Source organism: Halosubterraneus shenae (assembly GCF_050510935.1).
Taxonomy (GTDB): domain Archaea; phylum Halobacteriota; class Halobacteria; order Halobacteriales; family Haloferacaceae; genus JBDGPU01.
Genome location: NZ_JBNLVO010000002.1, coordinates 209528 through 234221, shown reverse-complemented (window position 1 = coordinate 234221; position 24694 = coordinate 209528). Strand labels below are relative to the sequence as shown.

Sequence of the window (24694 nt, the reverse complement as noted above, 5' to 3'; positions counted from 1 at the left end):
GGCCGAACGGGGCGGCCGAACGCGACGGGGACTACGTCAGCTGAATGTCGTCGACGTCGTAGTGCCGCTTCGCCAGTTTGCGGGCCGTCTCGATGTTCTGGCCCTCGGCGCCGATGGCGACGCCCCGGTCCGCCTCGGCGACCTCGACGTACGCGACGCGCCCGTCCTGCTCGGAGATGGTGACGCCGCGCACCGCCGCGGGCGCCAGCGCGCTCTCGACGAACGCCGCCGGCGTGTCCGCGTCCTCGACGAGTTCGACGGTCTTGCCGAGCCGGTCCTCGGCTTCCTTGACCGTCTCGCCCGCCTGCCCGATCGCTTCGGCCATCTGGCCGGCCGGGATCAGGAAGACCAGTCGGTCGCCCTCCACGAGGCAGTCCTTCGGCGTGACGTCCGTCAGCTCGTCGAACTGGGCGATGTACCGCCGGGCCTCGTCGGAGAGCTCGACGCGCATCAGTCGTCGACCTGGCCGCCGTCGCTGACGGCGCGCGAGCCCATGCGGAGGTCCACGTCGCCGGTGCCGATCGAGACCGGCTTGCCGGCGATGACGTTCTCGATGACCCCGTCGAGCTCGTCGCGCTCGCCGTGGATCGCGGCGTCGAGCAGGTGGTTCACCGTCACCTCGAACGCCGCGCGGGCGAGCACGCTGTCCTTGTTGCCGGAGATGCCGTGCCGGCCGATGGACTCGATCTCGCCGTTGTTCGTCATGATGTCCGCGACCAGCATCAGGTGGCGGACGTTCACGTCGTCGAGACCCTGCTCCTCGAGGGTGTCCATCGTCTCGTTGATGATGGCCTCGCGGGCGGCCTCGATGCCGAGGTTCTTGTGGATCTCGTGGATGTTGTTACACGTCGACCGGGAGGCGTCGACGCCCTCCAGGGAGAGCACGTCGCCGAAGGCCGAGCCCTCGGTGTAGAGGACGAACTCCTCGCCCGCCTCGAGCTCCTCTTTCCGGATGACGACGCGGTCGACCTCCTCGATCCCCTTGAAGACGACCTCGCGCAGCTGCTCGACGAGCTGGAGCAGCTCGCGGTAGCTGGGCTGGCTCGGCCCGAACTCGATGTCCGTGCCGGCCTGCCGGGTCTCGACGCCGAGCGCGTCCTCGATGGTGTCGGCGATCTCCTCGGCGACGACGGTGGCGTCGTCGTACGTCGGCCACCGCTCGAGTAGCGTCTCGTCGTTGAGGTCGATGTTGACGAGCATGTCCGCGACGTTCGTGGACACGTCGCCGAGCGCGAGGATCTGCGTCGACTCGATGGCCCAGACGACCTCGTGGGCCTTCTCGCGCTCCCTGGCGTACTCGTCCTCGAGGTAGACGGTCATCATCGGCGTGTCCGGCGTCTTCCGGGCGTCCACCAGCTCGATGAGCCGGGGCAGCCCCTGCGTGACGTCGATCTCCGCGACGCCCGCGTAGTGGAACGTGTTCATCGTCATCTGCGTTCCGGGCTCGCCGATCGACTGCGCCGACACCGTCCCGACCGGTTCGAGCGGGTCGACGCGGCTGTCGAGGTAGCGGTTCTCGACGCCGGTGGCGATGTCCGTCACCTGTTCGAGGGTGACGCCGCCGTACTCCTCGGCCTTCTCCTCGACCGTCTCGTACACCTGCTCGCGGAGCCGCTTCGGGAGCTCGGTGTCCTCGACGATCGCTTCCATGTCGTCAGTGACGTGTTCGTACTCAGTCATCGGATTCCACCCCCAGCCCTTTGGCCTTGTTCAGGCCCGGACCGGCGTGTTCCGAGAGGTTCGTCGGCGGTTCCTCGAGCCCGAGGAACTGCTCTTTCTCCTCGTCGCTTTCGAACTCGGCTTTCAGGACGCGGTCGGCGATCTGGTCGACGTCGATACCCGACTCCTCGCTGGAGGAGACCTTGATCGGCGACTGCCCGTCCTCACCGAACTCGTACTGGACGATGGTGTCGGAGGTGTCCCGCACCGTGCCGTCGTACTGCGCCTCCAGCTCGGAGAGCGCGTTGATGAGGCGGCGCTGCAGGTACCCGGACTTCGACGTCCGGACGGCCGTGTCGACCAGGCCCTCGCGACCGCCCATCGCGTGGAAGAAGAACTCCCGCGGCGTCAGCCCGCCACGGTAGGAGTTCTCCACGAAGCCGTGGGCTTCCGCGGAGAGGTCGTCCGGCTTGTAGTGGGCGAGCGTGCGGTCCTCGTAGCCACGATTAATGCGCTCGCCGCGGACTGCCTGCTGGCCGACGCAGCCGGCCATCTGCGTGAGGTTCAGCAGCGACCCACGCGCGCCGGACTCGGCCATGACGACGGCCGGGTTGTCGTCGGCGAAGTGCTGCTCGGCGATCTCGCCGGCCGAGTCTCGGGCCTTCCCGAGCGTCTGCATGATCTTCATCTCGAGGGTCTCGTCGACCGTGCGGCCGGGGAGACTCTCGAGCTCGCCCGCCTCGTAGGAGTCGATGAGCTCCTCGACGCGGTCGTAGGCGTTGTCGATGGCCTCGTTGACCTGTTCCTCGGCGGCCGGCGGGATGGACTCGTCGTCGATCCCGATCGAGAAGCCGAAGTGCATGATCGCGCGCATCGCAAGCGCGGCGACCTCGTTGACGAGGACGCGGGCACGTGTCTCGCCGTACGCCTTGGTGATCGTGTCGACGACGTCGCCACCGAAGGCACCGACGGCGTCCTCGTCGATCGTCCCCTCGACGAGCTCGCCGTCCTCGATGATCACGTCGTCGCCGGTGGAGGAGGTGAACTCTAAGGAGAGGTCGTCCGGCAGCAGCTCCGAGAAGAGCGTGCGACCGGTCCAGTACTCGCGACCCTCGTCGTCGACGCCGTCAGGTTCGGGCAGCTCGTCGACCCGCGTCGCGCGCAGCAGGTCGAGCGCCTGCGTCTCCGTGAACTCGGGGTTCGTGTTCGTCAGCAGGTACGTCCCCGAGATGTGGTCCTGGATGGCGCCGATGATGTTCTCGCCGAAGCGGGGCGAGAGCATCTGCTCCTGCACGCGCATGAGGACGCGGGCCTCGGCCCGGGCCTCCTCGTTCTGGAGCGCGTGCATGTTCATCTCGTCGCCGTCGAAGTCGGCGTTGTACGGCGGGCAGACCGTGGTGTTCAGCCGGAACGTCTTGTACGGCATCACCACGACCTCGTGGGCCATGATCGACATCCGGTGCAGCGACGGCTGCCGGTTGAAGATCACGATGTCACCGTCGATGAGGTGGCGGTTAACCTCCCACTCCTCCTCGACCTTCTCGGCGAGCTCCTCGCAGTTCTTCTCCGTGACCTTCAGGCGGCGCCCGTCGGGGCGGCGCACGTAGTTCGCGCCGGGGTGCGCCTCCGGGCCGTTCCGGACGTACTGGCGCGCTTCCTCGACGTTGCGCTCGGTCACGTTCATCGTCTGGGTCATCTCGGTGGCGACCCGGTCCGGAACGCCGACCTCGTTCAGCGAGAGGGTCGGGTCCGGCGAGATGACGGTTCGCGCCGAGAAGTTCACGCGCTTGCCGGACAGCGAGCCACGGAAGCGCCCCTCCTTCCCCTTCAGGCGCTGCGAGAGCGTCTTGAGGGGACGGCCGGAGCGGTGTCGGGCCGGCGGCGTGCCGGAGATCTCGTTGTCGACGAACGTCGTGACGTGGTACTGGAGCAGCTCCCAGAGGTCCTCGATGATCAGCTGGGGGGCGCCGGCCTCGCGGTTCTCCATGAAGCGCTGGTTGATCCGGATGATGTCGACCAGCTTGTGCGTGAGGTCGTCCTCGGAGCGCTGGCCGTTGTCCAGCGTGATCGACGGGCGCGTGGTGACCGGCGGGACCGGCAGCACCGTCAGGATCATCCACTCGGGTCGGGACTTCTCGGGGTCGATACCGAGCACTTCCAGGTCCCCGCCGGGGATGTCCTCGAACCAGTCGCGGATGTCGGAGGGCATCAGCTTGTTCATGTCCTCCTCGGTCAGGTCCACGTCGAGCGCGGACTCGATGGCGCGACGGTCCTCCTTCCGCGGGCGGAACTCGCCCGCGAGGATGTCGTTGACGCGGTCGAGGGCGATGTCGGTCTCGTCGGCGAGCTCCTGCGGGGAGGTGCCGGGTTCGCCCTCCTCCTCGTCGGGCTGCATCGCCTCCGCGATGAGCTCGGAGTACTCGCCCGAGAGCACGTCCTGGACCTCGTAGTAGGTCGTCGGCTTCTCGTGTTTGATGTCGGCCTGCGGCTCGCCGCAGAACGGACAGGTCGACGCCTTCCGGGCCTGCCGCACGGCGGCCTTCAGCACGTCGTGTTCGTCCTCGCCGAGCTCCTCGGCGCGCTGCATGCGGTCGCCGAACTCGTCGCGCTCGTGTTCGTCGAGCGCGAGCCGGCCGCAGTTGCGGCAGGTCGACCGCAGCAGGCGACGGATGAGCTTCGTGAAGCCGACGTGGATGACCGGCGCCGCCAGCTCGATGTGGCCGAAGTGGCCGTTACACGAGCCGGAGTGGCGACCGCACGTCCGGCATTCCAGACCGGGGTCGATGACGCCGAGTCGGGGGTCCATCAGCCCCATGTCGATGGGGTAGCCGTCGTCGTCGTAGGTGTCGGCCGTGATCACCTTCGTGGCCGACATGTCGCGATACGTCTCCGGGTCCATCAGCCCGAAGTTGATTCCGCCGAGTTGTTTGGGTGTTTGCATTGACATTAGACTGCGTCCTCCAGTTCGAGTCGGGGGCGAATCCCTAAGGCGATCATCTCGTCGAGCAGGAGCTTGAACGCGTAGCTGATCTCCAGCTCGTGGATGTTGTCCTCGTCGCCGGTGACCGGGTCGTAGACGCGGCGCTGCTCGCGGTCCTCGACGGCGACCAGGCCGGTGTCCGCCGAGACGTGGACCGTCTCCGCGTCCGAGGATTCGAGCAGGCGCTCGTTGAGCACCATCGCCGCACCGTGCCCGATGACGGTGTCACGCTCCATCTCGCCCACGCGGAGGCCACCCTCACGGGCACGCCCCTCGGTGGGCTGGCGGGTCAGCACCTGCACCGGCCCGCGCGAGCGGGCGTGCAGCTTGTTCGACACCATGTGGTACAGCTTGTGGTAGAAGATGGTGCCGACGAAGATCTCCGCCTCGATCTTCTCGCCGGTGACGCCGGAGTACATGACCTCCTTCCCGGAGGACTTGAAGCCGTGCTCCTCCAGCTGGTCGCGGAGCTCCTCCTCGTCCTCGCCCTGGAACGGCGTCCCGTCGACGCGGCTCCCGCGGAGCGAGCCGACCTTGCCGCCCAGCATCTCCAGCACGTGGCCCACCGTCATCCGCGACGGGAGCGCGTGCGGGTTGAGCACGAGGTCCGGCACGACGCCCTCCTCGGTGAACGGCATGTCCTCCTGGGGTGCCAGGTGGCCGACGACGCCCTTCTGGCCGTGGCGGGACGCGAACTTGTCGCCCAGCTCCGGCACGCGCTGGTCGCGCACCTTCACCTTCGACAGCTTCGAGCCGTCCTCGCCCTCCATCAGCGTGACCGTGTCGACGACGCCCTCCTCGCCGGAGCGCATCGTCACGGACGTCTCGCGCCGCTTCTGCGGCGAGAGCCCGCCCATGTCGTCCGGCTCCTCGAGGAAGCGCGGCGGCGACGTCTTCCCGAGCAGGACCGACGACTCGTCGACCTTCGCCTCGGGGTTGACGAGGCCGTCCTCGTCGAGGTGGGTGTACGCGTCCTCGCCGCGGGCGCCGCGGACGTCCTGGGAGGGGATCTCGAAGCGGTCCTCCTGGCCGCCGGGGTAGCGCCGTTCCTCGCCCTCGTACGTCCGGAAGAAGTGCGAGCGGGCGAGCGCGCGGTCGACGGAGCCCTGGTTCATCACCAGCGCGTCCTCGATGTTGAAGCCCTCGTAGGACATCACGGCGACCGTGAAGTTCTGGGCGGCCGGGCGCTCGTCGAAGTTGATCTGGTCGGACGTCTGCGTCTTCACCATCGCGAGCTGCGGGTAGTGCAGCAGGTGCTGGCGCGTGTCCGGCCGGATCCGGTAGTTGGCGGAGGGGAGCCCGAGCGACTGCTTCATCATCCCGGCACCCATCGTAATCCGCGGGGACGCGTTGTGTTCCGGGTACGGGATCATCCCGGCACCGATGCCGAAGATGAGCTGCGGGTCGATCTCGAGGTGCGTGTGGTCCTCGGTCACGTCGTCCTCGTCGACGGCGACGAGGATGTCCTCCTCCTCCTCGGCGTCGATGAACTCGACGTAGCCGCGGTCGACGAGGTCCTCGAACTCGAGTTCGCCCGCCTCGAGCGCCTCGATGTCCTCGTCGGACAGCAGCGGTTCGCCGTCCTCGACGACGATGAGCGGACGCCGGGCGCGGCCGGCGTCGGCGTTGATGATGACCTCGCGCGTGCGGTCACGGACCGAGACGTTGACCATCTCGGAGACGTCGCCGCGTCGTCGCGATTCCCGAATCTGTTCTGCGAGCTGGTTCGGGTCCGGATGGGTCCCGACCAGGCTCCCGTTGACGTAGACTTTCGCCTCTCGTTCGCTTGCCATGTTAGTCGTCAGCCGTCGTTCGCTCGACGCCCTCGATGCCGGGGATCCCCTCGACACCCATCGACGCCAGTTCTCGTTTCAGCCCCTGTTCGTCCTCGACGTCCTGTGACAGCTCCATCGCCTGCGCGAAGTTCTTCACCAGGCCACAGTTCGGCCCCTCCGGCGTTTCGGAGGGACAGATGCGACCCCACTGGGTCGCGTGCAGGTCGCGTGCCTCGAAGTGCGGTTGCGACCGGGACAGCGGCGAGCGGAGCCGACGCAGGTGCGAAAGTACGCCCATGTAGTCCGTGCGGTCGACCAGCTGGGAGACGCCCGAGCGGCCGCCCACCCAGTTCCCCGTCGCGATGGGGTGTTCGAGCCGCTCGGTCAGCACGTCCGAGCGGACGACCGTACTGACGGTGAGCTGCCGGTTACGCATGTTCGCGCGCTCGAGCTGGTACTTCACGTCGCGGGCCAGCTTGTTCAGCGCCGTCCGGAACAGGTCCTTCATCAGGTCGCCGGACACCTTGAGGCGCTTGTTGGCGTAGTGGTCCTTGTCGTCCGACTCGCGGCGCCCGAGCGCCAGCTCGAAGCACGCCTCGGCCATCCGACAGAGGTAGTACGCCTTGTTGATCCGCACGTCCTCCTCGTCGACGCCCTCCTCGTGGAGGTGCGGCAGGAGGTAGCGGTCGATGACGTAGTTCGCGCGCTTCAGCTGGTAGTTCTTGCCCTGGCCGGAGGCGACGCGCTTGCCGAGGGTCTCGATGGCCTCCTCCTCGGTCTGGACGTCGGCCTCCTCCAGGTTCTCCAGCATGTACTTCACGATCTCCGGGTCGTCGGAGACGCGATGGACGATCTCCTCGTCGGACTCGAGCCCGAGCGCACGGACCAGCGTCACGAAGTCGATCGAACCGGAGACGGAGGGGAACGACACCTCGAGGATCCCCTCGCGGTTCCGCTCACAGAGCACGAGGGCGCGGTACCCGCGGCGCTGGGAGAACGTCTTCGCGACCTGGATCTCGTCGCCGTACTTCTCGTCGTACTCGGCGAGGATCTTGTTCGGCGCCAGGTCCTCCGAGGTCATCAGCACGCGCTCGGAGCCGTTGACAATGAAGTAGCCACCGGGGTCGACGGGGTCCTCGCCGATGTCGATGAGCTCCTCGTCGGAGAAGCCGGCCATGTTACACTTGTCGGAGCCGACCATGATCGGCATCCGGCCGACCTTCGTCTCGGTGGAGTCGACGACCGTTTCCGGTTCGTCCTCGCCGCCGCGGATGACGGACATCTCCATGAAGACCGGTGCGGAGTAGGTGATGTTGCGCAGGCGGGCCTCCTGCGGGTACAGCAGCTCCTCCGAGCCGTCGGCCTCGCGGACGCGGGGGGTCGCCATCCGCACGTCGCCGAGCTCGACGTAGACGGGCTCTTGCCCCTCCTTGTCGCCGATGTCGGTTTCGATGGTTTCCTTCTCGTCGACGACGTCCTGCATGCCGCGGTCGAGGAAGTTGTTGAACGAGCGGAAGTGATGCTCTGCCAGCCGTTCGTCCGAGAAGAACTCCCGGGAGACGGTGCGTCGTTTCTGTCTGTTCATGAGATCACGAGTCGGTACACAACGGCTCGGTCAGTCGTACGCGATTCACGGACGATCTTCACGACGTCGCCGACGTCAGCTTCATCCGGAAGCGCCGGGTCGGTACGCTTGATCTTCGGCAAGTTCGTCTTTTTCACGTTGTACTCCGCCAGGACCTCCTCGACTTCTTCCGGGTCGTCGAGCAGGATGTGGTCCGGGACGAGTTCGTGTTGGCTTACGTCTACCATGGGTGCTGGTGGTGGGGAGAAGCTATCACGAGATACTACAGGGCAATATTAAGCCCACGGTCATAAGCGTTGCCAAGCAGGCTCGGGACGCGCGGCTGCCCGGGCCCGCGGCGAGTGACACCTGAGTGCATGGGACTCCGAAATAAAAGCGTAACGACGGTTGGTGGGACCGCATCGCATGCAGGGAGCGGATAACAAGTCTTATTTACAACACACGGATACCAATGAGTGCAGGCAGCCCGGATGGTGTAGTGGCCCATCATTTGTCCCTGTCACGGACAAGACGCGGGTTCAAATCCCGCTCCGGGCGTTCCCGTTTTCGGGAAACTGCACGTGCTTGCCCGGATGGTGTAGTGGCCCATCATTTGTCCCTGTCACGGACAAGACGCGGGTTCAAATCCCGCTCCGGGCGCTTTCAGTTATTCTCGAGTAGTTGTGGATTTGTGGTAGGTTGATCTCGATAACGAGGATTTGCAACCGGGAGCTGGTCGCTCTTGCTTATAAATTGTATTTAAAATCTCAAACGCTGTCGCAGTCGATAATTCCGCAAACACCCAGAAAGCCCTCGACCGCTCGCTTTGCTTCGGTTTAAACAGGTGATACGTGCTTGCTCTCGACAGCACCGCAAACACCCAGAAAGCCCTCGGCCGCTCGCTTTGCTTCGGTTTAAACAGGTGATACGTGCTTGCTCTCGACAGCAACGCCAACACCCAGAAAGCCCTCGGCCGCTCGCGGTCGCTGCACGACATATCTGGACCTCTCCGCAACGCCCGGTCCAGATAGGGGTCGTTGCAGCGACTCCCCTGCGGCGCGACCGGCCGCGCCCTTTCAGTCCGCCAGGACCGCACGGCAACCGCACCGCAACCGCGACCGCACAGCAACCGCACTTCCTCAGTCCTCCCCAGCCTCGGCCGGGGCGCGCCGGCCCGCACAGCATCGGCGCGCCACCGGCCTCCCTCGCACGCGTTGCTCGCGCGCGCCGACCGCCCCGCACCGCACGCCGGCCAGCCGGCGAACGTCGCCAGCCATCCAGCCGGCGCGAACGACGCCCGGCCACCACTCCCGGGCGGGACTGAAAGGGGCAGCCGTTGAGCGGGACGCCCTGCGACGTAAGCACTGAGCCAGCGAACGAGCGAAGCGAGTGAGTTGGCGAGGCGCGCAGCGAGCAGCGCGACCGCTCAACGGCTGGGGCTTTCTGGGTGTGCCGAGTGGTGTCGCCGGTGACGCCAGCCGAATTTGTTTTTGAGTGCGACCGCTCAGCGGCTGGGGCTTTCTGGGTGTGCCGAGTGGCGTCGCCGGTGACGCCAGCCGAATTTGTTTTTAAGTGAGGCCGATCAGCGGCTGGAGCTTTCCGGGCATGCCGAGTGGTGTCGCAATCGTTGCCGACCTTACGCCATTATAAACGAAATCAACAGGAAACCGATCAGTCACCGCCGACAGTCCCGACTCGAAATCCCGTTCAAAGGTCGTCTTCGGTGAAGATCAGCTCCACCGCGTTCTCGCGCAACCAGTTACGATGCGACTCCCAGTCGGGATCGTACTCCCCGACGATCCGCCAGAAGGCGTCGGAGTGGTTGTGCTCGCGAAGGTGCGCCAGCTCGTGGACGAGCACGTAGTCGACGATCTCGGGCGGCGCGAACAGGAGCCGCCAGTTCAGGCTGAGTGTGCCGTTCGTCGAGCAGCTGCCCCACCGGGTTTGCTGATTCCGGATCTCGACGTCCCCGACCTCCGCGGCGACGCCCATCGCGGGGGCGAGCGCGCTCACGCGCGATTCGAAGTGCTCCCGCGCCGTTTCGCGGAAGCAGTACTCCAGCGCGCGCTCGAACGAGGTCCGGTCGACGTGGCTCCGCGCGAGCCGGACCAGGGTGGCGTCGCGGTCGACCGTCGAGGACCGGCGGCGTTCGACGACGACCTCGTGGCCCACACCGAGGACGGGCCAGGTCGCGCCGGGCTCGAACTCCCGGTCGGGCGCTCGCTCGCGGTAGTCGGCCATCGCCGCCTGCTTCTCGCGGAGCCACTCCGCGTTCTCCGCCAGGAGCGCGTCGGGGTCGACCCGGGCGTCCGTCGGGACCACCACCACCACGCCGGTCGGGTCGACGTCGATCCGGGCGCGACTGGCCCGGTCGCTCTCCCGGACCGAGTACGCGACGCGCTCGCCGGCGACGACGCTGGTTCGGTCGGGTGCGTCGGCGTCACCGGAACGGTCGGTCACGTCGGCGTCACCGGAACGGTCGGACGTCGGGCGGTCTCCGGACACGGCCGAGTCGACGGGAGACGCCAAAATAAACGGTTCGCTACTTCAGCAGCATCAGCACGGCCGCGATGACGCCCCCGACGACGACCGCGGCCGCCGACAGCAGGGCCGCGACGCGGGGGAACGAAAACCAGAACGCGACGTAGAAGCCGAAGCCGAACAGCAGCAGCAGGCCGACGAGCGCGCCTCGGGCGGGGCTCTGGACGGCCGCGACGAAGATCCGCTGGGGAAGCGTCAGGTTCTCGAAGTCGACAGCTTCCTCCTCGAGATCGACGGACGGCTCGCCCTCCAGGTCGGCAGCCGGCTCGTCCTCGAGCTCGACGGATGACTCCCGCTCGTGCTCGACCGGCCCGGCGTCGCGATCGTCGCGGGCGTCGAGCTCACCGCGGGCGTCGCGCTCGTCATGCTCGTCGCGTTCGTCACGTCCCTCGCTGGCGTCGGTCACGTCCCGACAAAGCGACCGCCGGTAAGTGTAGCTGTCGCTCTCGCGAGGGAGGTTCACACCAGCGTGCCGACTGCGCCCCCGATCGCGGACCCGAGAACGACCCCCGCGACTGCACCGACGAGGGTGAGCACGGCGAACAGCACCGCGTCGCGCCGGTCGCCCTGCTCCGCGGCCACGACGGTCTCGACGGCGAACGAGGAGAACGTCGTGAACGCGCCACAGAAGCCGGTGCCGATCGTCAGCGCCGCCCGGCTGCCGACCGGCGCCGCGAGCGTCGCCCCGAGCAGGAGGCTGCCGAGGACGTTGACCGCGAGGAGCGACCGCCGGCCGTCGACGGCGAACCCGACCGCGTGGCGAGCCATCGCGCCGGCCGCACCGCCGAGGGCGACGAGCATGAGAGCGCCGAACTCAACGGTCATCGGAGCCACCTCCCGAGCGCGATGCCGGCCGCGGCCGCCGCCAGGCCCCCGGCGTACGTCGCCGCGACGTAGCCCGTGCCGGCGAGCGTCCCGAGGGCGACCGTCTCCGCCGCGAACGTGCTGTAGGTCGTGAACGACGAGAGCGCGCCCGTCCCGACCAGCAGCTGCGTACGACCGTCCGTCGCCCGGGTGACGAGCAGTCCGAGCGCGAACGCGCCAACGACGTTGACCGCGAGCGTGCCAACGGTCGCGCCGAGCGCGACGGCGACGGCGTAGCGAGCGACGGCGCCGACGACGCCGCCGACCGCGACGAGCCCGAACCCTGCGGCCCTCCGTTCCATGGGGATCAGTTCACTCCGACCGACTTTGTTCCGTGGGTATCGTGGCGTCGGCTATCCCGGACCATCGCCGTCGCCCTCGTTGCCCTCGTCGCCTCTCTCCGACGTCCGGCCCGACAGCGCCGACGCGCTCGGCCCGCCGCCCTCGTGGGTGGTCCGGCGCTCGCGAATCCGGACCGTGTGGGCCGCCTCCGTGACGTCGTCGACGACGAGCGCTTCGCCGACGCCCGTCGGCAGCGACGCACCCAGGTCGGTGCCGAGATAGGTCGGCTGTGCGGCCCGGAGCGCGTCCACGTCGCGCTCGGCGGTGAGCCGGTGCGCGACGATCAGGTCGGCCTGCGAGACAGCCACGTCCGGGAGCGCGCTCGGTCGCTGCGTCGCGCAGACGAGGCTGACGCCCGGGGCGCGACCCCGAGTGAGTAGCGTCCGGAGTGCGGGCGCGGCGACGCCGTCGAAGAACGCGTGCGCCTCGTCGACGAGCAACCACGGAAGCCGATCGAGGTCGTCCGCGATCCGTGCGTCGTAGAGGCCGCTAGCGATGGCGCGGCCGACGGCATTCATCGCGGCAGGGGGGAGCCCCGCGCAGTCGACGACGGTCGGACCGCCGGTCGCCAGCCCGGCCGCGGTCGGCGCCTCGGTGTCGAACACGTCCCAGGCGTCCGCGAGCGCGAGGTGGTTGTCGGCGGCGCGGCGGGCGGCAGTCGACTCGGCGGCGATACTGGCGGATTCGTTTCCGGACGCGCGGTCGCCACCGGACGCGCGGGCCTCCGTGAGCGCGTCGCGCATCCGGGCGATCGAGACCGGCCCGTCGGCCTCCCGGACGTCGCTCGCGACGCGCCAGACGAGGCTCCCGGCCGGCGATCCGGCGTCGAGCCCGAGCAACTCCGGCCACGCGTCGGGCGGGAGGCTGTCCGGGGCGACCCGCGGCTCCACGACCGAACCATCGGGGCAGTCGGCCAGCCCGCCGAACGCAGCCATCGGGTCGAGGACGACCGGCGCGACGCCCGGAGCCTCGCCCAGCTCCTCCGCGAGCACGCCGAGCGTGTACGACTTGCCGGTGCCGCGCTTGCCGACCACGACGCCGGCGTGCGGGCCGTCGACGTCGAGGCTGACTCCCGTGCCCGTGCTGCCGTCTCGTGCGAGAAACGAGCCGATCCGGGCGGTCGGGCCCTCGACGTCCGGCTCGCGTCCGGGAACGTGCATGGGGCGAACTCGCGCGCTATCGGTCAAGAACCTCCGTCCGTAGGTTCAAGTACGAACCCGCGGCCAACCCGGGCCATGACCGACTCCCCAGCCCGGAGCCCCCTCAATCGCTTCCGCGACGACGAGCGCGCGATCGAGGGGCTCCCAATCCGGCTCGTGATCGCGCTCGTCGTCGGCGTCGCCAGCCTCAGCGTGATGATGTCGATGATCGGGGGTATTCAGGGCCTCGCCGTCACCGAACTCGACGCCGAACCGGCGCCGGAGGTGACGACGCCCGGGGAGCAGACCATCGAGGTCGCCGTCGTCGACCCCGACGGCGGGCCCGTCGCGGACGCGACCGTCATCGTCCGCGCGGGCAGCGCGCGCCTCGACGGCGTCGCCACCGCGACGACCAACGAGACGGGCATTGCGACGATCGACGTCGCGCCCGAACTCGGGCCGAACCAGGCGGACGGCACGCTCACCATCGACATAAAGCCGCCCGCCGGCAGCGACTACGCTGACGAGCGGAAGAACACGGAGATACTGGTGGTCAGGGAGTGAGTGGAAGTCGAAAAGCGGTCCGTCGCCGGCAACGGCCCAGAGTCGTCCGTCGCCCGCGACGCTTCAGAGCCGGTCGTCCCAGTCGACCCACTCCTGCTCCCAGCCCTGGCTGGCGAAGTGGCCCTGCTGGGCCATCTCGGCGTCCTCGCGGCGGGTCCGGTTGCGCTCGACGCCCGGCTGCTCGCCGTCGACGAGCATCGCGCGGAGCTGGGCGGGGCCAGCCTCCTCGACGACGCGATAGTCGTCGCCGGAGCGCCGCCCTTCGACGCCGCCGTCGGGCTCGACGGCGACGATCGACTGCACGCCGGCGCCGCGGGGGAACACGAGCCGCCCGTCGTCCGCGAGCTGCGAGAGGAGCGCGCGCGGCGGCTCGGCGACGGCCGCCTCCAGCAGGATCCGGTCGTACGGGGCGTACTGCGGGAGCCCGTCGGCGCCGTCCTGGCAGTCGACGAGCACCGCGTCGTAGCCGGCGTCCGCCAGGTTCGACCGCGCGGCGTACACCATCTCGCGGTCGATGTCGACGGCGTGAACGTGCCGCCCGCCGACGATCGCCGCCAGCGCCGCCGCCGTGTAGCCGACGCCGACGCCGACGACGAGCGTCTCCTGGCCCGCCGCCGGGTCGAGCGCGTCGAGCAGCCGCGCGACAGTCGCCGGCGCCAGCGCCTCGGTCCCGTTCTCCTCGCTCGCGCTGTTCGCGTACGGCGAGTCGGAGACGAACGCCTCGCGCGGGACCGCGTGGAAGGCGTCGACCACCGGCTCCGGGAGCGGCTCGCCCAGCTGGTGCTGGAGGCTCTCGATCATCTCCGCCCGCAGCGCCGCGTCGTCCATACGCGAACTCGGGGCTACGTCCTCTTGAACGGTGCGTTTAGCCGAGGTGATCCGCCGACTCGAACCGCGTCACTCGCCGGCCTCCTCGCCCTGCATCGGCACGAACTGGACCCGGCCGTGCTGCTCGCGCTCGACCCCCTCTTCGGTGACGGTCAACCTGAGCAGGTCCTGCCCCAGGTGGCCGTCGACGGGCGCGACGATGGTCCCGCCGGCTCGCGTCTGCTCGATTATCGGGTCGGGGACGCCCTCCGGCGCGCCGCAGGTGAGATAGGCCGCGTCGTACGGGGCGCCGGCCGCCCAGCCCTCGCGGCCGTCGCCGACGCGAACGTGGACGTCGTAGCCGAGGCGGTCGAATCGCTCGCGAGCGTCCTCCGCGAGGGGCTCGACGTACTCGACGGAGTAGACGTTCTCGCCGCCGACGATCTCGGCGACGACGGCGGCGTGGTAGCCGCTCCCGGTGCCGACCTCGTAGACGTGGTCACCCTCGTCGACGGCCAGCAGGTCGACCATGATCGCGACCATGTGCGGCGCGCTCACGGTCTGGCCGTGGCCAATGGGGACCGGATGGTCCCCGTACGCCCGGTCCCGCTGGTCCTCGGGGACGAACTCGTGTCTGGGCACCGCGCGGATCGCGTCGAGCGTCCGCTCGCTCACGTCCTCGCGGCGCTCGATCCGTCGGACGAGCTCGTCGCGGGCCTCCTCGTACGCCATGCCGGCGTTTCCGGGGGCTGATAGGAGAACGCTACGGCCGAAAATCGGCGGCGCGGTCGCTCTCCGGTTGGGAACGAGAAAAGCGGGGGACGAGGGCCGGCTTACCAGGCCGACCAGGCGGACGAGGTCTCGTCGCGGCCGTAGAGCCGCTTGAGGTCCTTCGCGTAGGCGACGTCGCCCTCGTGGTCGAGCTTCTCGTGGCGGTACTCCGGCGCGTCGTCGCGGATCTGGAGCCCCTCGACCGAGAACTCCTCCTCGCCGAACGACTCCGTCTCGCCGACGGTGAACTCGTAGTCGCCGGGAACGTTCACGGTGAGCGACTCGGAGTGCTCCTCCTCGCCGTCCTTCGGGTGGAGCGTGACGTCGACGCTCACGTTGTCGACGGCGCGGGTCCACAGCGTGTCGATCTCGTCGATGGTCGCCTCCTCGGCGCGCTCCTCGGGCCCAACCTCGATGCCGGTAATTCGCGCCTGAAGGAGCGCCTCCGGGGAGTCGACGACGAACTCGTCGCCGACCTCGACGCGGTCGTCCGGCGATTCCTCGACGAGCGTGCTGAAGGACTCGTCGTCCTGGGAGACGACGACCTGCAGGTCGGTCGTCTCGGGCTCGGTGATCTCGGCCTTGTGCGTGTGGTCGCACTCGGTGCAGCGAACGGTGGCCTGCCCACCGGGTTTGAGTACTTCGTGAACCGTCGGCTCGCCCGGCGAACAGGATGGACAGGCGAGTCCGACGCGGTCTCCAGTCTCCGTCATTACCGGACGTAGCCCGTCACGCCGTAAAAAGGCCGCCGTGTGGCGGGTCGTGTGGGTCGGTGTGGCGTGGGGGCGCGAGGTGACGCCGTCGTCGACGCCGCTTCAGGCCGACGGGAGCTCGACCTCGTCGCCGTCGGCGACCACCGTCGGGTTGCGGAGGATGCCGTCGAGGTGGATCGGCGCTTCCGTCTCGCCACCGATGCCGGCGTCGTCGCCGATGGCGATGTGAACCGTCCCGGCCGCCTTCTCGTCGAGGAGGACGGAGCCGACGAGGTCGGTGACGCCGACGTTGGTGCCGATGCCCAGCTCCGCGAGGTTGTAGGCGGCGTCGCCGACGTCCTCGGCGGCGGCCTCGACCTGCTCGCGGACGTCGTCGTCGGAGATGTCGGTCACGTAGCCGTCCTCGACCTCGAAGCGGAGCTCCTGGCCCTCGTCGAGCAGGCCGTGGGGCATCATCGTGCCGTCGACGACGTACGTGCCCGTGGCGGACTCGGGCGAGACGAAGACCTCGCCGGCGGGGAGGTTCGAGAAGTCGCCGGGCTCGTGGACCATCCCGGTGTCGCTCAGCCACTCGCGGTCGCCCGGCTCGAAGCGGACGTCGGTCCCGCGCGGCGTCGTGACGCGGATCTCCTCGGCACCCGCGACCTGCTCGCGCACCTGCGCGCACGCCTCAGCGATCCGCTCGTAGTCGGCGTCGAGGCCCGTGACGAACACGTCCTCGGTGATACCGGGGAGCGTGGACCCGCGGGCACCGGCCGTACAGGCCGCGCCGCGAGCGCGGGTGTGGCTCAGGCTCTTCGTCGTCGGCGCGAGGAAGACGTCGGCGTTCTTCATCGCGGCGGCGACGGGTTCGGGCGGTTCGGCGCCGTGCTGATCGCCCGGCGGGTAGCGCGCGACGGTCGCGTCGGCGGTGACTTCCTTCGCGGCGTCGTACAGTGCTTCGCCGATCCGCTGGCGCTCGTCGTCGGTAACGATGACGGCCGACTCGTCCGCCTCGAGCGCGAGACACTGGGTGATAGCAGTGTGTGCAGCTGCTGCGATGGCGTCGTCGGTCGCGGCGTCGTCCGTCGTGGTGTCGTCGGTCATGAGCGGCGATTCAGCCCGCCGGCTGTTAGCCCTTGCCCATCGCTCCAGTGTGGGCCGTCGTCCGAGGCGCTGCCCGAACCCCGTCGCCGGCAACGTGGCCCGCGAGGTCGTAGTCAGTACTCGATCTGTAGTTAATTTCTCGTACCCATACTCGTAACGATTAAACCGGTCGCCGGGCGAGGTTCAGGCATGATTCAGGTGGGCGTCAACGGGTACGGCACCATCGGCAAGCGGGTCGCTGACGCGGTCGCGGCCCAGCCCGACATGGAAGTCGTCGGGGTCGCCAAGACCAGCCCGAACTACGAGGCGGAAACGGCAGTCCGGCGCGGCTACGACCTCTACGCCGCGATCCCGGAGCGGGCATCCGCGTTCGCGGACGCCGGCATCGACGTCGCCGGCGAGCTCGCGGACCTGGTCGACGCCGTCGACGTCGTCGTCGACTGCACCCCCTCCGGCATCGGCGCCGAGAACCGCGAACTCTACGAGGCCCACGACACCCCGGCCGTGTTCCAGGGCGGCGAGGACGCCGACGTCGGCGTCTCCTTCAACGCACGGTCGAACTTCGAGGAGGTCAAAGACGCCGACTACGTCCGCGTCGTCTCGTGTAACACCACGGGCCTCTCGCGGATCATCGCCCCGCTCGAGGAGGAGTACGGCGTCGAGAAGGTCCGCGCGACGCTTATCCGGCGCGGCGGCGACCCCGGCGAGACGAGCCGCGGCCCGATCAACGACGTCATCCCGGACCCGGTGGAGATCCCCTCCCACCACGGCCCCGACGTCACGGAGATCTTCCCGGACGTCGACATCGACACGCAGGCGCTGAAGGCGCCGACGACGCTGATGCACACCCACAGCCTCAACGTCACCCTCGAGGCCGAGCCGGAGACGGAGACCGTCCGCGACCTCATCGCCGGCCAGGACCGCGTGTTCACCATTCCGGAGACGGCCGACATCGACGGCGCGGGCGCGCTGAAGCAGTACGCGCTCGACCTGGGCCGCTCGCGCGGTGACCTCTGGGAGAACTGCGTCTGGGCGGAGTCGATCAGCATGGAGGGTGCGGATCTGTACCTCTTCCAAAACATCCACCAGGAGTCCGACGTGGTCCCCGAGAACGTCGACGCCATCCGCGCGATCCTCACCGACGAGTCCGCGGCGGAGTCGACCGCGAAGACGGACGAGGCGATGGGCGTCGGCCTCGAGAGCCTCTTCGCCGACGGCGGCCGCGAGCAGCTGACGGCGGACGACTGAGGACTGCCGACCGAAACCGCGGCCGCGACTGCGACGCCGTTCCTTTTCGACTACGATCCCGGACCTTTCGTGAGCGGCGACCGTCCAGCATTCCCCAGCTACGGGGTCAACTCGTGGTGCTCGATCCTCAGCGTCTCCGTGTCGAGCGTGGCGACCCGGAACGCGTCGTCGCGGCCGGGGATCGGGAGCCCGCCGGGGTTGACGCGCACGGTGCCGCCGCGGCCCTCAAGGTCGTGCCGGTGCGTATGGCCGTGGCAGACGACGTCGTAGTCGCCGCTCTCGACGAGCGCGTCGGTCAGCGTCTCGCTGGTGCCGTGGTAGACCGCGAGGTCGACGCCGTCGAGCGTGAGCGACCCGGCCTCCCCGAGGTACGTTCCGAAGTCGGCGACGGTGTCCTGGAGCGCCCACTCGCCGTCGTTGTTCCCGCGGACGGCATAGAAGTCCCAGTCGCCGTCGAACGGAGTCGCCGAGAAGGGGGAGACCACGTCGCCGCAGTGGACGACGACGTCGACGTCCTCGTACTCGAACCGGCCGACCGCCGCCTGTACCAGATCCAGATTGTCGTGCGTGTCCGACACGATGCCGACGAGCATGGGCGGTGGTTCTCGGGGGTCGTACAAAAGGTTCGCTGGCCGATAGTCCGCGTCCGTGGGGTTTCGCGAGGGGGTTTATAAGTCGGAGTTGGTGGCAGAGACGCTGCCGTAGTTGTCCGCGACGGCGGGAAAGATCTCGGCCGCTCTTTATAAGCAGGTTTGGACAGGTGATACGGGCTTGCTCTCGACAGCACCGCAAACATCCAGAAAGCCCTCGGCCGCTCGCGGTCGCTCCGCGACATATCCGCGGCTCTCCGCACCGCCCGCCGCGGATAGGGGTCGTCGGAGCGACTCCCCTGCGGCGCGACCGGCCATCGCCCTTTCAGTCCGCCAGGGCAGCACCGCTCCGCAACCGCGACCGCGACAGCACCGCCCAGCTGCCGCAATTCCTCAGCCCTCCCCAGCCTCGGCCGGGGCGCGCCGGCCCAGCACCGCGCGGCGCGTCACCGGCCTCTCTCGCACGCGTTGCTCGCGCGCGCCGACCGCCGCCGGACCGCACGCCAGCCAGCCGGCGAGTGACGGCGGCGAACCAGCCGCCGCGAGCGATGCCCGGCCACCACTCGGTGGGCGGGACTGAAAGGGGCAGCCGCTGCGCGGGACGCCCTGCGAAGTAAGCACCGCAACCCGGCGAACGAGCGACCGGAGGGAGCGAGTGAGCCGGGTGAGGAGCGCAGCGAGCAGCGCGACCGCGCAGCGGCTGGGGCTTTCTGGGCATGCTGAGTGGTGTCGCCAGCGTCGATACTCGAGTCCATTTATAAAACCGACCGGCCGGCGACTGGGGCTTTCGAGACATGCTGAGTGGTGTCGTTGGCGTCGACTGCCGGATTTATTTATAAACGCAACCGCCCATTGGCCGTGAGTTCTTATATATACCAGGTGGTGGCAGGAGCAGCAATAGCCGAAGAAACGTAGTCCGTCGAGAGCGCAGCCCACTCTCGAAACTCCACCTAACTACGGACCCTTCTGGAGCGCTTCGACGCCGGGCAGTGGCTCGCCGGTCAGCGCCCGGATGTAGGCTCCTCCTGCGATAGAGACGTGCGAGTAGTCGTCCTCGGAGAGCCCGTAGAGCGTGATGGCGCGGGAGGTGTCGCCGCCGCCAATGACCGAGAAGCAGTCGCTCTCGCCGATGGTTTCGAGCACGCCGACGGTCCCGATGGCGAAGCGCTCGTCCTCGAACATGCCGAGGGCGCCCTTCACGAAGACGGCCTCGGAATCGCGGATCTTCGGGGCGTACGCCTCGACGGTCGCGGAGCCGACGTCAAAGAACGCCGTCGTCTTCTCGTCGATGTCCTCGACCATGACCTCGGCGCGCTCGCCCTCGTCGTCCTCGTACGCGAGGTCGGTCGGGAGGTGGATCTCCTCGCGGCGCTCTTCGAGGACGCGCTCGATGGTCTCGTGGTTCCGCTCCCACTGGTCGTCGTACAGCTCCGACCCCTCCACGTCGGTGCCGACCGGATGCCCGGCCGCGCGGAGGAAGAGCTCGCCGGCGACGCCGCCGAGGAGGAACCGGTCGACCAGGTCACCGACCTCGGCCATCACCTCGATGACGTCGGTCGCCTTCGTCCCGCCGATGACCATCGTCACGGGGCCGTCGAAGTCGCGGGTCGTGATCGCGGTGTTCGCCTCGTACTCGGCGACCATCACCCGGCCCGCGTAGGAGGGGAGCACGAGCGGGAAGCCGACGAGGGAGGCGTGCTCGCGGTGGGCCGCGGAGTAGGCATCGTTGACGTAGGCGTCGAAGACGGCCGAGAGCGTCTGGACGAACGCCGTCTCGGCCTTGGCCTCGGGAGGCTCCTCGGGAAGCTCGTCCGCGCACATGCGCGTGTTCTCGAGGAGGAGCACCTCGCCGGCGTCGACGGCCTCGATGGCACCGAGCGCCTCGTCGCCGAACACGTCGCCGACGAACGCGACGTCGCGGTCGAGATACGAGGAGAGAAGCTTGGCGTGACCTTCCAGCGACGTGAAGTCCTCGCGCCCGGGGCGGCCCTGGTGGGCCATGAGGACGACGCGGTGCCCGGCATTTGCGAGATCCTGCACCGTGCGCGCGTGCCGCGAAAACCGGCGGTTGTCCTGCGGTTCCCCGTCCTCGATGGGGGAGTTGAGATCGAGACGAACGAGCACCCGGGAGTTCGGAGGAATATCGTCGATAGTCTCGAACGAGGGCATACCCGGCCGAAGAGGGTCCGGGTACTTAGCGGTAGGCGATACGGACCGACGAGCCTCGGCAACTCTCGCCGGCGCGAGCAAAAGTTGCCCAGGCTGACGGCCGAAATCGAGCTAGGCAGAACCCTTAATTGGCACAGGGACCTGCCTTCGGGCATGGACCGAGACGACCGCGACGATCCCTTCGAAGACATCTTCGACGAGATCGAGCGGATGATGAACCAGATGACGGACGCCGGCGCGGGGCCGCCGCGGTCGGACGACACCGGATTCGGCTCGGAAACCCACGTCGACGCCTACGTCGAGGACGACACCGTCCGCCTGATCGCCGACCTCCCGGGCGTGTCCAAAGACGAGATCTCGCTGCAGTGTGACGGCGAAACGCTCACGATCTCCGCCGCCTCCGACCGCCGCGAGTACGACGAGCGCGTCAGCCTCCCGGCCCGCGTCGACGAGCACTCGGCCTCCGCGACGTTCAACAACGGCGTCCTCCACGTCGAGTTCGACCGCGCCGACGACTCCGCGTCGATCGACGTCGAGTAGCCGACCTCGTTTTTACTCGGCGCGCCGAGTCGAAACACCCGACCAGCCGCGCGTCTCGCACTGCCACTCGTCGAGGGCATCCCTGAACGCATCCCGTTCCGCTGCCGTCGGTTCCGCGTAGTCCGCAGCGTCGAGGCGGCGCTCCAGCGCGTCCACCGTTCGGTCGTAAAGCGACGATACTCCCGCTTCCGGCGACTCCGGCCAGCCGCCGGCTCGTCGCGCGTCGATCAGCGCCGTCACGAGGGCCGGGTCGCCGTCGACTGCACGAGCGAGGTCGCGCACGTCGGCGACGACGTTCCCGTGTTCGTCGACGTACTCCGCGGCGTAGACCGCCCGGAGCGCGTACAGCGCCTTCTTCAGGTCGCCCGCACGCAGTTCGTTTCGGTCGCCTTCGCCCTCGTCGGAGGCAGCTTCGAGTTCCGAGTACAGGCTCCGTGCCATTCCGACGTATCTGCAGGGGAGGTCCAGGGGAAGGTGGTCCCGCAGCAGTTCGCGGAGCGAGTCGACCGCGGCGGGAACGTCTTCGCGGACGACCGGCGCCGCGAGGACGGCCTCCACGAGCGCGAAGTCGCCGCCAGCAAGCGCGTCGGCGAACGCGCGGAGCTCCAGGCTCTCGAACTCGACCGGCGCGAGCGCGACGTCGACCTCGTGATCCCCGACTGCGGGAACTTGCACGCGTTCCGCCGGGCGGTCGAGCAACGCGTAGCGGCGGCCGTCGGCGAGGTGGAAGCCGCGGATGTCGACGTCGCTGTCGGCCGTCGCGAAGCCGTACGCGTGGCTGCCGACGAGCGCGTAGTAGCCCGGGGCTCCGTCGCCGGCGACTGCGTCGGCGTCGGCGACTGCGTCGGCGTCGGCGACTGCGTCGGCCCCAGCGTCGGCCCCGGCGTCGGCGAGGGCAACGTCCGGGAGCCGGGCGAGTTCGTCCGGCGCCCAGCCGCCGACCGCTTCGGCGAGCCGGCGGTGGCTGCGTTCATCCATGAGTCAGGCGTCCGGGGCGTCGTTGCCTGCGGTGGCTTCCGCGGCAGTCTCCCGGATCAGGCCGGCGAGGCGGTCGTAGAAGCCCGGTTCGTATTTCGTCGCGGCGTCGACCGTCGGGCGCGCGTTCGTCTCGTTGACGACGAGCCGGTCGTCCGTCTCCAGCAGGTCGACGCCGAGGTAGTCGACGTCGAGCACCGCGGCCGCGCGTTCCGCGAGTCGGCGGTGGCGCTCCGGGAGGTCGACGCCCGTCGCGTCCGCGCCGCGGTGGACGTTGTGCTTCCAACGCCCGGCCGCGAGCGCGTCGTCCGGGAGCCGGCGCTCCACGGCGCCGGCGAACTCGCCGTCGACGACCATCGCGCGGTAGTCGCGGGCGTCGGGCAGGAACTCCTGGATCAGGTAAGACTTGTCGCCCGTCGCGCGGAAGTCGTGGACGAGGTCGAGGTAGTCGACGACGCCGAGCAGCGAGTCGAGGTCCGTCGCCGTCGCGACGCCGACCCCGCGCGTCGCGGAGTTCGGCTTCACGACGACGGGGTACGAGAAGTCGCTCGCGGCGTCGACGACGGCGGACTCGTCGGCCGGATTGGAGATCTGGGTCGTTTTCGGCACGGGGACGCCGGCTGCGTCGAGCCGGGAGATGACCCCCGCCTTGTTCCGCGACGTGAGGACCGCGTCCCGGTCGTTGACCCAGGGGATCGACAGGCGCGCGTCGAGCGCGGCGCCCTCCATCAGTCGTGAGGGGTAGACGAAGCCGACGTCGTAGTCGTCGGCGTCCGGGGGGTCGGCTCGGCGGTCAGTATCCGGGTCGTCGGTGAGGCGGATATCCCGCTCCTTCGGTTGCAGGTGGGCGACCTCGATCCCTCGCTCCGCGAGGGGGTCCCGGACCCGCTCGAACGTCTCGGCGTGCGAGCTCATCGCGAGCCGAAGCATTTGCTCGTGGTTGGGTTGGGGCTGGTATAAAGGTGCGAGCGACGTATTTGTGAGCTGGTCGGTTGGGGCCGTTGGCGGGGTCACTCGACCCGCTCGGAAATCCCGAGTCGCTGAGGCGGTCTCATTTATAAATAAAGTCGGCTAACGTCGCCGGCGATACCACTCAGCGGTCTTCGAAAGCCCCAGCCGCTGAGCGGTCGCGCTGCTCGCTGCGCGCCTCGTCGACTCACTCGCTCCGCTCGTTCGTCGACTCGGTGCTTACATCGCAGGGCATCCCGCTCAGCGGCTGCCCCTTTCAGTCCCACCCACCGAGTGGTTGTCTGGCGTCGCGACCGGCGGCTGGATGGCCGTCGACACTCGCCGACTTTCCGGCGTGCGGAGCGGGGCAGTCGGAGCGCGCGAGCAACGCGTGCGAGGGAGGCCGGTGGCGCGCCGCGCGGTGCAGTGCCGGCGCGCCCCGGCCGAGGCTGGGGAGGGCTGAGGTATGGCGGTGGCTGTGCCGTGCTGTCGCGGTGCGGTTGCGGTGCTATCCTGGCGGACTGAAAGGGCGAGTGCCGGTCGCGCCGCAGGGGAGTCGCTGCACCGACCTCTATCCACGGCGGGCGGTGCTGAGAGCCGTGGATATGTCGTGCAGCGACCGCGAGCGGCCGAGGGCTTTCCCGGCGTTTGCGGTGCTGTCGAGAGCAAGACCGTATCACCTGTTCAAACCAGCTTATAAAGAGCGGCCGAGAGCTTTCAAGGTGCCCGCGGTTCCGTCAAGCGCAGTATCGCTGCACCTGCACACGCAACTCTGAATCGAGAGCGACCGATAAAATAAGAACCGGCCTCCAGAACAGCGAGGCGACTGTTCAACCGAAATGAGAAATCGGAGAAGTTCGGAGCTGCTTACGAGATGAGCAGCTCTTTGCCGCGTTCGACCGTGATGCGGCACGGCGGCGAGACCTTGTTGTAGGCGCGGCGGAAGGCCTCCTTCACGGCCTCGGCCTGCTCGGGCTGACAGTAGGCCGAGAAGACGACCTCGTCGGCGTCGATGCGGGCGGCGGTGCCGACCGGCTTGCCGAACGCCTGGCGCATGCCGTCGGAGACACGGTCCGCACCCGCGCCGGTCGCCTGCTTGTTCTCCCTGATGACCTGGTGGGGGAACTTGCGCAGGATCATCTTGTAGTTACCCTCGCCGAGCTCCTTCAGGAGGTGGCGGTTGGCCGACAGGCGCGCGCTCTCGAGCGAGCCGTGACGGATCTGGAGCTCCTCCTCGACGCGGAGGCTGATCTCGACGGGGTAGTCGTCGGGCTCGGCTTCGAGGTTGCCCATGTTGTGCTGTGCGATCTTCGAACCCGGAATGCCCGTGATGTACTCGCGCCGCGTGTACGAGGGCTTGCTAATGTTCCGGTACATGGAGGCCGGTTTCTCACTCATGGTTAGTTGTTGCCGAAAACG

Annotated in this window: 23 protein-coding genes and 2 tRNA genes; 5 read left to right on the top strand and 20 right to left on the bottom strand. The window is 68.6% G+C overall.

Features of this window, described 5'->3' with window-relative positions:
- Positions 1-31: 31 nt before the first annotated feature.
- Genes ACQE3M_RS04375 through ACQE3M_RS04350 form a run of 6 tightly spaced genes read right to left on the bottom strand, consistent with a single transcriptional unit; the run spans position 32 to position 8226 of the window.
- Positions 32-451: a NusA-like transcription termination signal-binding factor gene (locus ACQE3M_RS04375; protein ID WP_430504254.1), complete on the bottom strand. Its 420-nt coding sequence runs from the start codon at positions 449-451 to the stop codon at positions 32-34.
- Positions 451-1680: a DNA-directed RNA polymerase subunit A'' gene (rpoA2, locus tag ACQE3M_RS04370; RefSeq protein ID WP_430504253.1), complete on the bottom strand. Its 1230-nt coding sequence runs from the start codon at positions 1678-1680 to the stop codon at positions 451-453. Before rpoA2 ends, ACQE3M_RS04375 begins: the two co-directional genes overlap by 1 nt.
- Positions 1673-4600 (bottom strand): DNA-directed RNA polymerase subunit A', encoded by a 2928-nt coding sequence (locus ACQE3M_RS04365; RefSeq protein WP_430504693.1) that lies wholly within the window; start codon positions 4598-4600, stop codon positions 1673-1675. Before ACQE3M_RS04365 ends, rpoA2 begins: the two co-directional genes overlap by 8 nt.
- A 5-nt stretch (positions 4601-4605) precedes the next feature.
- Positions 4606-6432: a DNA-directed RNA polymerase subunit B gene (rpoB, locus tag ACQE3M_RS04360; RefSeq protein WP_430504252.1), complete on the bottom strand. Its 1827-nt coding sequence runs from the start codon at positions 6430-6432 to the stop codon at positions 4606-4608.
- A gap of 1 nt (position 6433) precedes the next feature.
- The gene (locus tag ACQE3M_RS04355) at positions 6434-7999 is read right to left on the bottom strand and encodes a DNA-directed RNA polymerase subunit B'' (RefSeq protein WP_430504251.1); all 1566 of its coding nucleotides are present in this window, start codon (positions 7997-7999) and stop codon (positions 6434-6436) included.
- Complete coding sequence (locus ACQE3M_RS04350; protein ID WP_430504250.1) at positions 7996-8226, bottom strand: DNA-directed RNA polymerase subunit H; 231 nt, start codon at positions 8224-8226, stop codon at positions 7996-7998. Before ACQE3M_RS04350 ends, ACQE3M_RS04355 begins: the two co-directional genes overlap by 4 nt.
- A 237-nt stretch (positions 8227-8463) precedes the next feature.
- Here ACQE3M_RS04350 and ACQE3M_RS04345 point away from each other — a divergent pair.
- Positions 8464-8536, top strand: a tRNA-Asp gene (locus ACQE3M_RS04345).
- Between the two features lie 29 nt (positions 8537-8565).
- Positions 8566-8638, top strand: a tRNA-Asp gene (locus tag ACQE3M_RS04340).
- A 1047-nt stretch (positions 8639-9685) separates the two neighbouring features.
- Here ACQE3M_RS04340 and ACQE3M_RS04335 read toward each other — a convergent pair.
- The 5 genes from ACQE3M_RS04335 to ACQE3M_RS04315 are packed head-to-tail and all read right to left on the bottom strand — an operon-like array spanning position 9686 to position 12885.
- Positions 9686-10483 carry a M48 family metallopeptidase gene (locus tag ACQE3M_RS04335; protein ID WP_430504249.1) on the bottom strand — a complete coding sequence of 266 codons (798 nt, stop codon included), beginning with the start codon at positions 10481-10483 and terminating at the stop codon, positions 9686-9688.
- Positions 10484-10520: 37 nt separating this feature from the next.
- Complete coding sequence (locus ACQE3M_RS04330; protein WP_430504248.1) at positions 10521-10925, bottom strand: hypothetical protein; 405 nt, start codon at positions 10923-10925, stop codon at positions 10521-10523.
- Between the two features lie 53 nt (positions 10926-10978).
- Positions 10979-11344 (bottom strand): fluoride efflux transporter FluC, encoded by a 366-nt coding sequence (locus tag ACQE3M_RS04325; RefSeq protein WP_430504247.1) that lies wholly within the window; start codon positions 11342-11344, stop codon positions 10979-10981.
- Positions 11341-11685: a fluoride efflux transporter FluC gene (locus tag ACQE3M_RS04320; RefSeq protein WP_430504246.1), complete on the bottom strand. Its 345-nt coding sequence runs from the start codon at positions 11683-11685 to the stop codon at positions 11341-11343. The genes ACQE3M_RS04325 and ACQE3M_RS04320 overlap by 4 nt, the downstream gene beginning before the upstream one ends.
- 51 nt (positions 11686-11736) lie before the next feature.
- Entirely contained in the window at positions 11737-12885 is a 1149-nt protein-coding gene (locus ACQE3M_RS04315) for an ATP-binding protein (RefSeq protein ID WP_430504245.1), read from the bottom strand.
- Positions 12886-12960: 75 nt separating this feature from the next.
- Here ACQE3M_RS04315 and ACQE3M_RS04310 point away from each other — a divergent pair, with 75 nt between their 5' ends.
- Positions 12961-13428, top strand: a complete 468-nt coding sequence (locus ACQE3M_RS04310) for a carboxypeptidase-like regulatory domain-containing protein (RefSeq protein WP_430504244.1) — start codon at positions 12961-12963, stop codon at positions 13426-13428.
- Between the two features lie 63 nt (positions 13429-13491).
- On the opposite strand, the gene ACQE3M_RS04305 is transcribed toward ACQE3M_RS04310, so the two are convergent.
- The 4 genes from ACQE3M_RS04305 to ACQE3M_RS04290 all read right to left on the bottom strand — a co-directional run bounded on the left by ACQE3M_RS04305 (position 13492) and on the right by ACQE3M_RS04290 (position 16805).
- Positions 13492-14256 (bottom strand): protein-L-isoaspartate O-methyltransferase family protein, encoded by a 765-nt coding sequence (locus ACQE3M_RS04305; protein WP_430504243.1) that lies wholly within the window; start codon positions 14254-14256, stop codon positions 13492-13494.
- 69 nt (positions 14257-14325) lie between these two features.
- The gene (locus ACQE3M_RS04300; protein WP_430504242.1) at positions 14326-14967 is read right to left on the bottom strand and encodes a protein-L-isoaspartate(D-aspartate) O-methyltransferase; all 642 of its coding nucleotides are present in this window, start codon (positions 14965-14967) and stop codon (positions 14326-14328) included.
- A gap of 101 nt (positions 14968-15068) precedes the next feature.
- Positions 15069-15719, bottom strand: a complete 651-nt coding sequence (locus tag ACQE3M_RS04295; RefSeq protein ID WP_430504241.1) for an HVO_0476 family zinc finger protein — start codon at positions 15717-15719, stop codon at positions 15069-15071.
- 102 nt (positions 15720-15821) lie between these two features.
- A complete protein-coding gene (locus ACQE3M_RS04290; protein ID WP_430504240.1) occupies positions 15822-16805 on the bottom strand; it encodes an aminopeptidase in 984 nt (327 codons plus the stop codon).
- A gap of 189 nt (positions 16806-16994) precedes the next feature.
- Between ACQE3M_RS04290 and ACQE3M_RS04285 the strand changes: the two genes are divergently transcribed.
- A complete protein-coding gene (locus tag ACQE3M_RS04285) occupies positions 16995-18053 on the top strand; it encodes a type II glyceraldehyde-3-phosphate dehydrogenase (protein ID WP_430504239.1) in 1059 nt (352 codons plus the stop codon).
- Between the two features lie 98 nt (positions 18054-18151).
- Here ACQE3M_RS04285 and ACQE3M_RS04280 read toward each other — a convergent pair whose 3' ends face one another.
- Both ACQE3M_RS04280 and ACQE3M_RS04275 read right to left on the bottom strand, forming a co-directional pair.
- On the bottom strand, positions 18152-18646 hold the full coding sequence (locus ACQE3M_RS04280; RefSeq protein WP_430504238.1) for a metallophosphoesterase: 495 nt from the start codon (positions 18644-18646) through the stop codon (positions 18152-18154).
- Positions 18647-19597: 951 nt separating this feature from the next.
- Positions 19598-20812 carry a phosphoglycerate kinase gene (locus ACQE3M_RS04275; protein WP_430504237.1) on the bottom strand — a complete coding sequence of 405 codons (1215 nt, stop codon included), beginning with the start codon at positions 20810-20812 and terminating at the stop codon, positions 19598-19600.
- Between the two features lie 153 nt (positions 20813-20965).
- On the opposite strand from ACQE3M_RS04275, the gene ACQE3M_RS04270 reads away from it, so the two are divergent.
- Complete coding sequence (locus tag ACQE3M_RS04270) at positions 20966-21352, top strand: Hsp20/alpha crystallin family protein (protein WP_430504236.1); 387 nt, start codon at positions 20966-20968, stop codon at positions 21350-21352.
- Positions 21353-21364: 12 nt separating this feature from the next.
- Here the strand turns inward: ACQE3M_RS04270 and ACQE3M_RS04265 are convergent, their stop codons facing one another.
- The 3 genes from ACQE3M_RS04265 to ACQE3M_RS04255 all read right to left on the bottom strand — a co-directional run bounded on the left by ACQE3M_RS04265 (position 21365) and on the right by ACQE3M_RS04255 (position 24673).
- The gene (locus ACQE3M_RS04265) at positions 21365-22330 is read right to left on the bottom strand and encodes a DNA polymerase beta superfamily protein (RefSeq protein ID WP_430504235.1); all 966 of its coding nucleotides are present in this window, start codon (positions 22328-22330) and stop codon (positions 21365-21367) included.
- A 3-nt stretch (positions 22331-22333) separates the two neighbouring features.
- Complete coding sequence (locus ACQE3M_RS04260; protein ID WP_430504234.1) at positions 22334-23257, bottom strand: ATP-grasp domain-containing protein; 924 nt, start codon at positions 23255-23257, stop codon at positions 22334-22336.
- 885 nt (positions 23258-24142) lie between these two features.
- Positions 24143-24673, bottom strand: coding sequence for a 50S ribosomal protein L16 (locus ACQE3M_RS04255; RefSeq protein WP_430504233.1), 531 nt, complete (start codon positions 24671-24673; stop codon positions 24143-24145).
- Between the last annotated feature and the right edge of the window lie 21 nt (positions 24674-24694).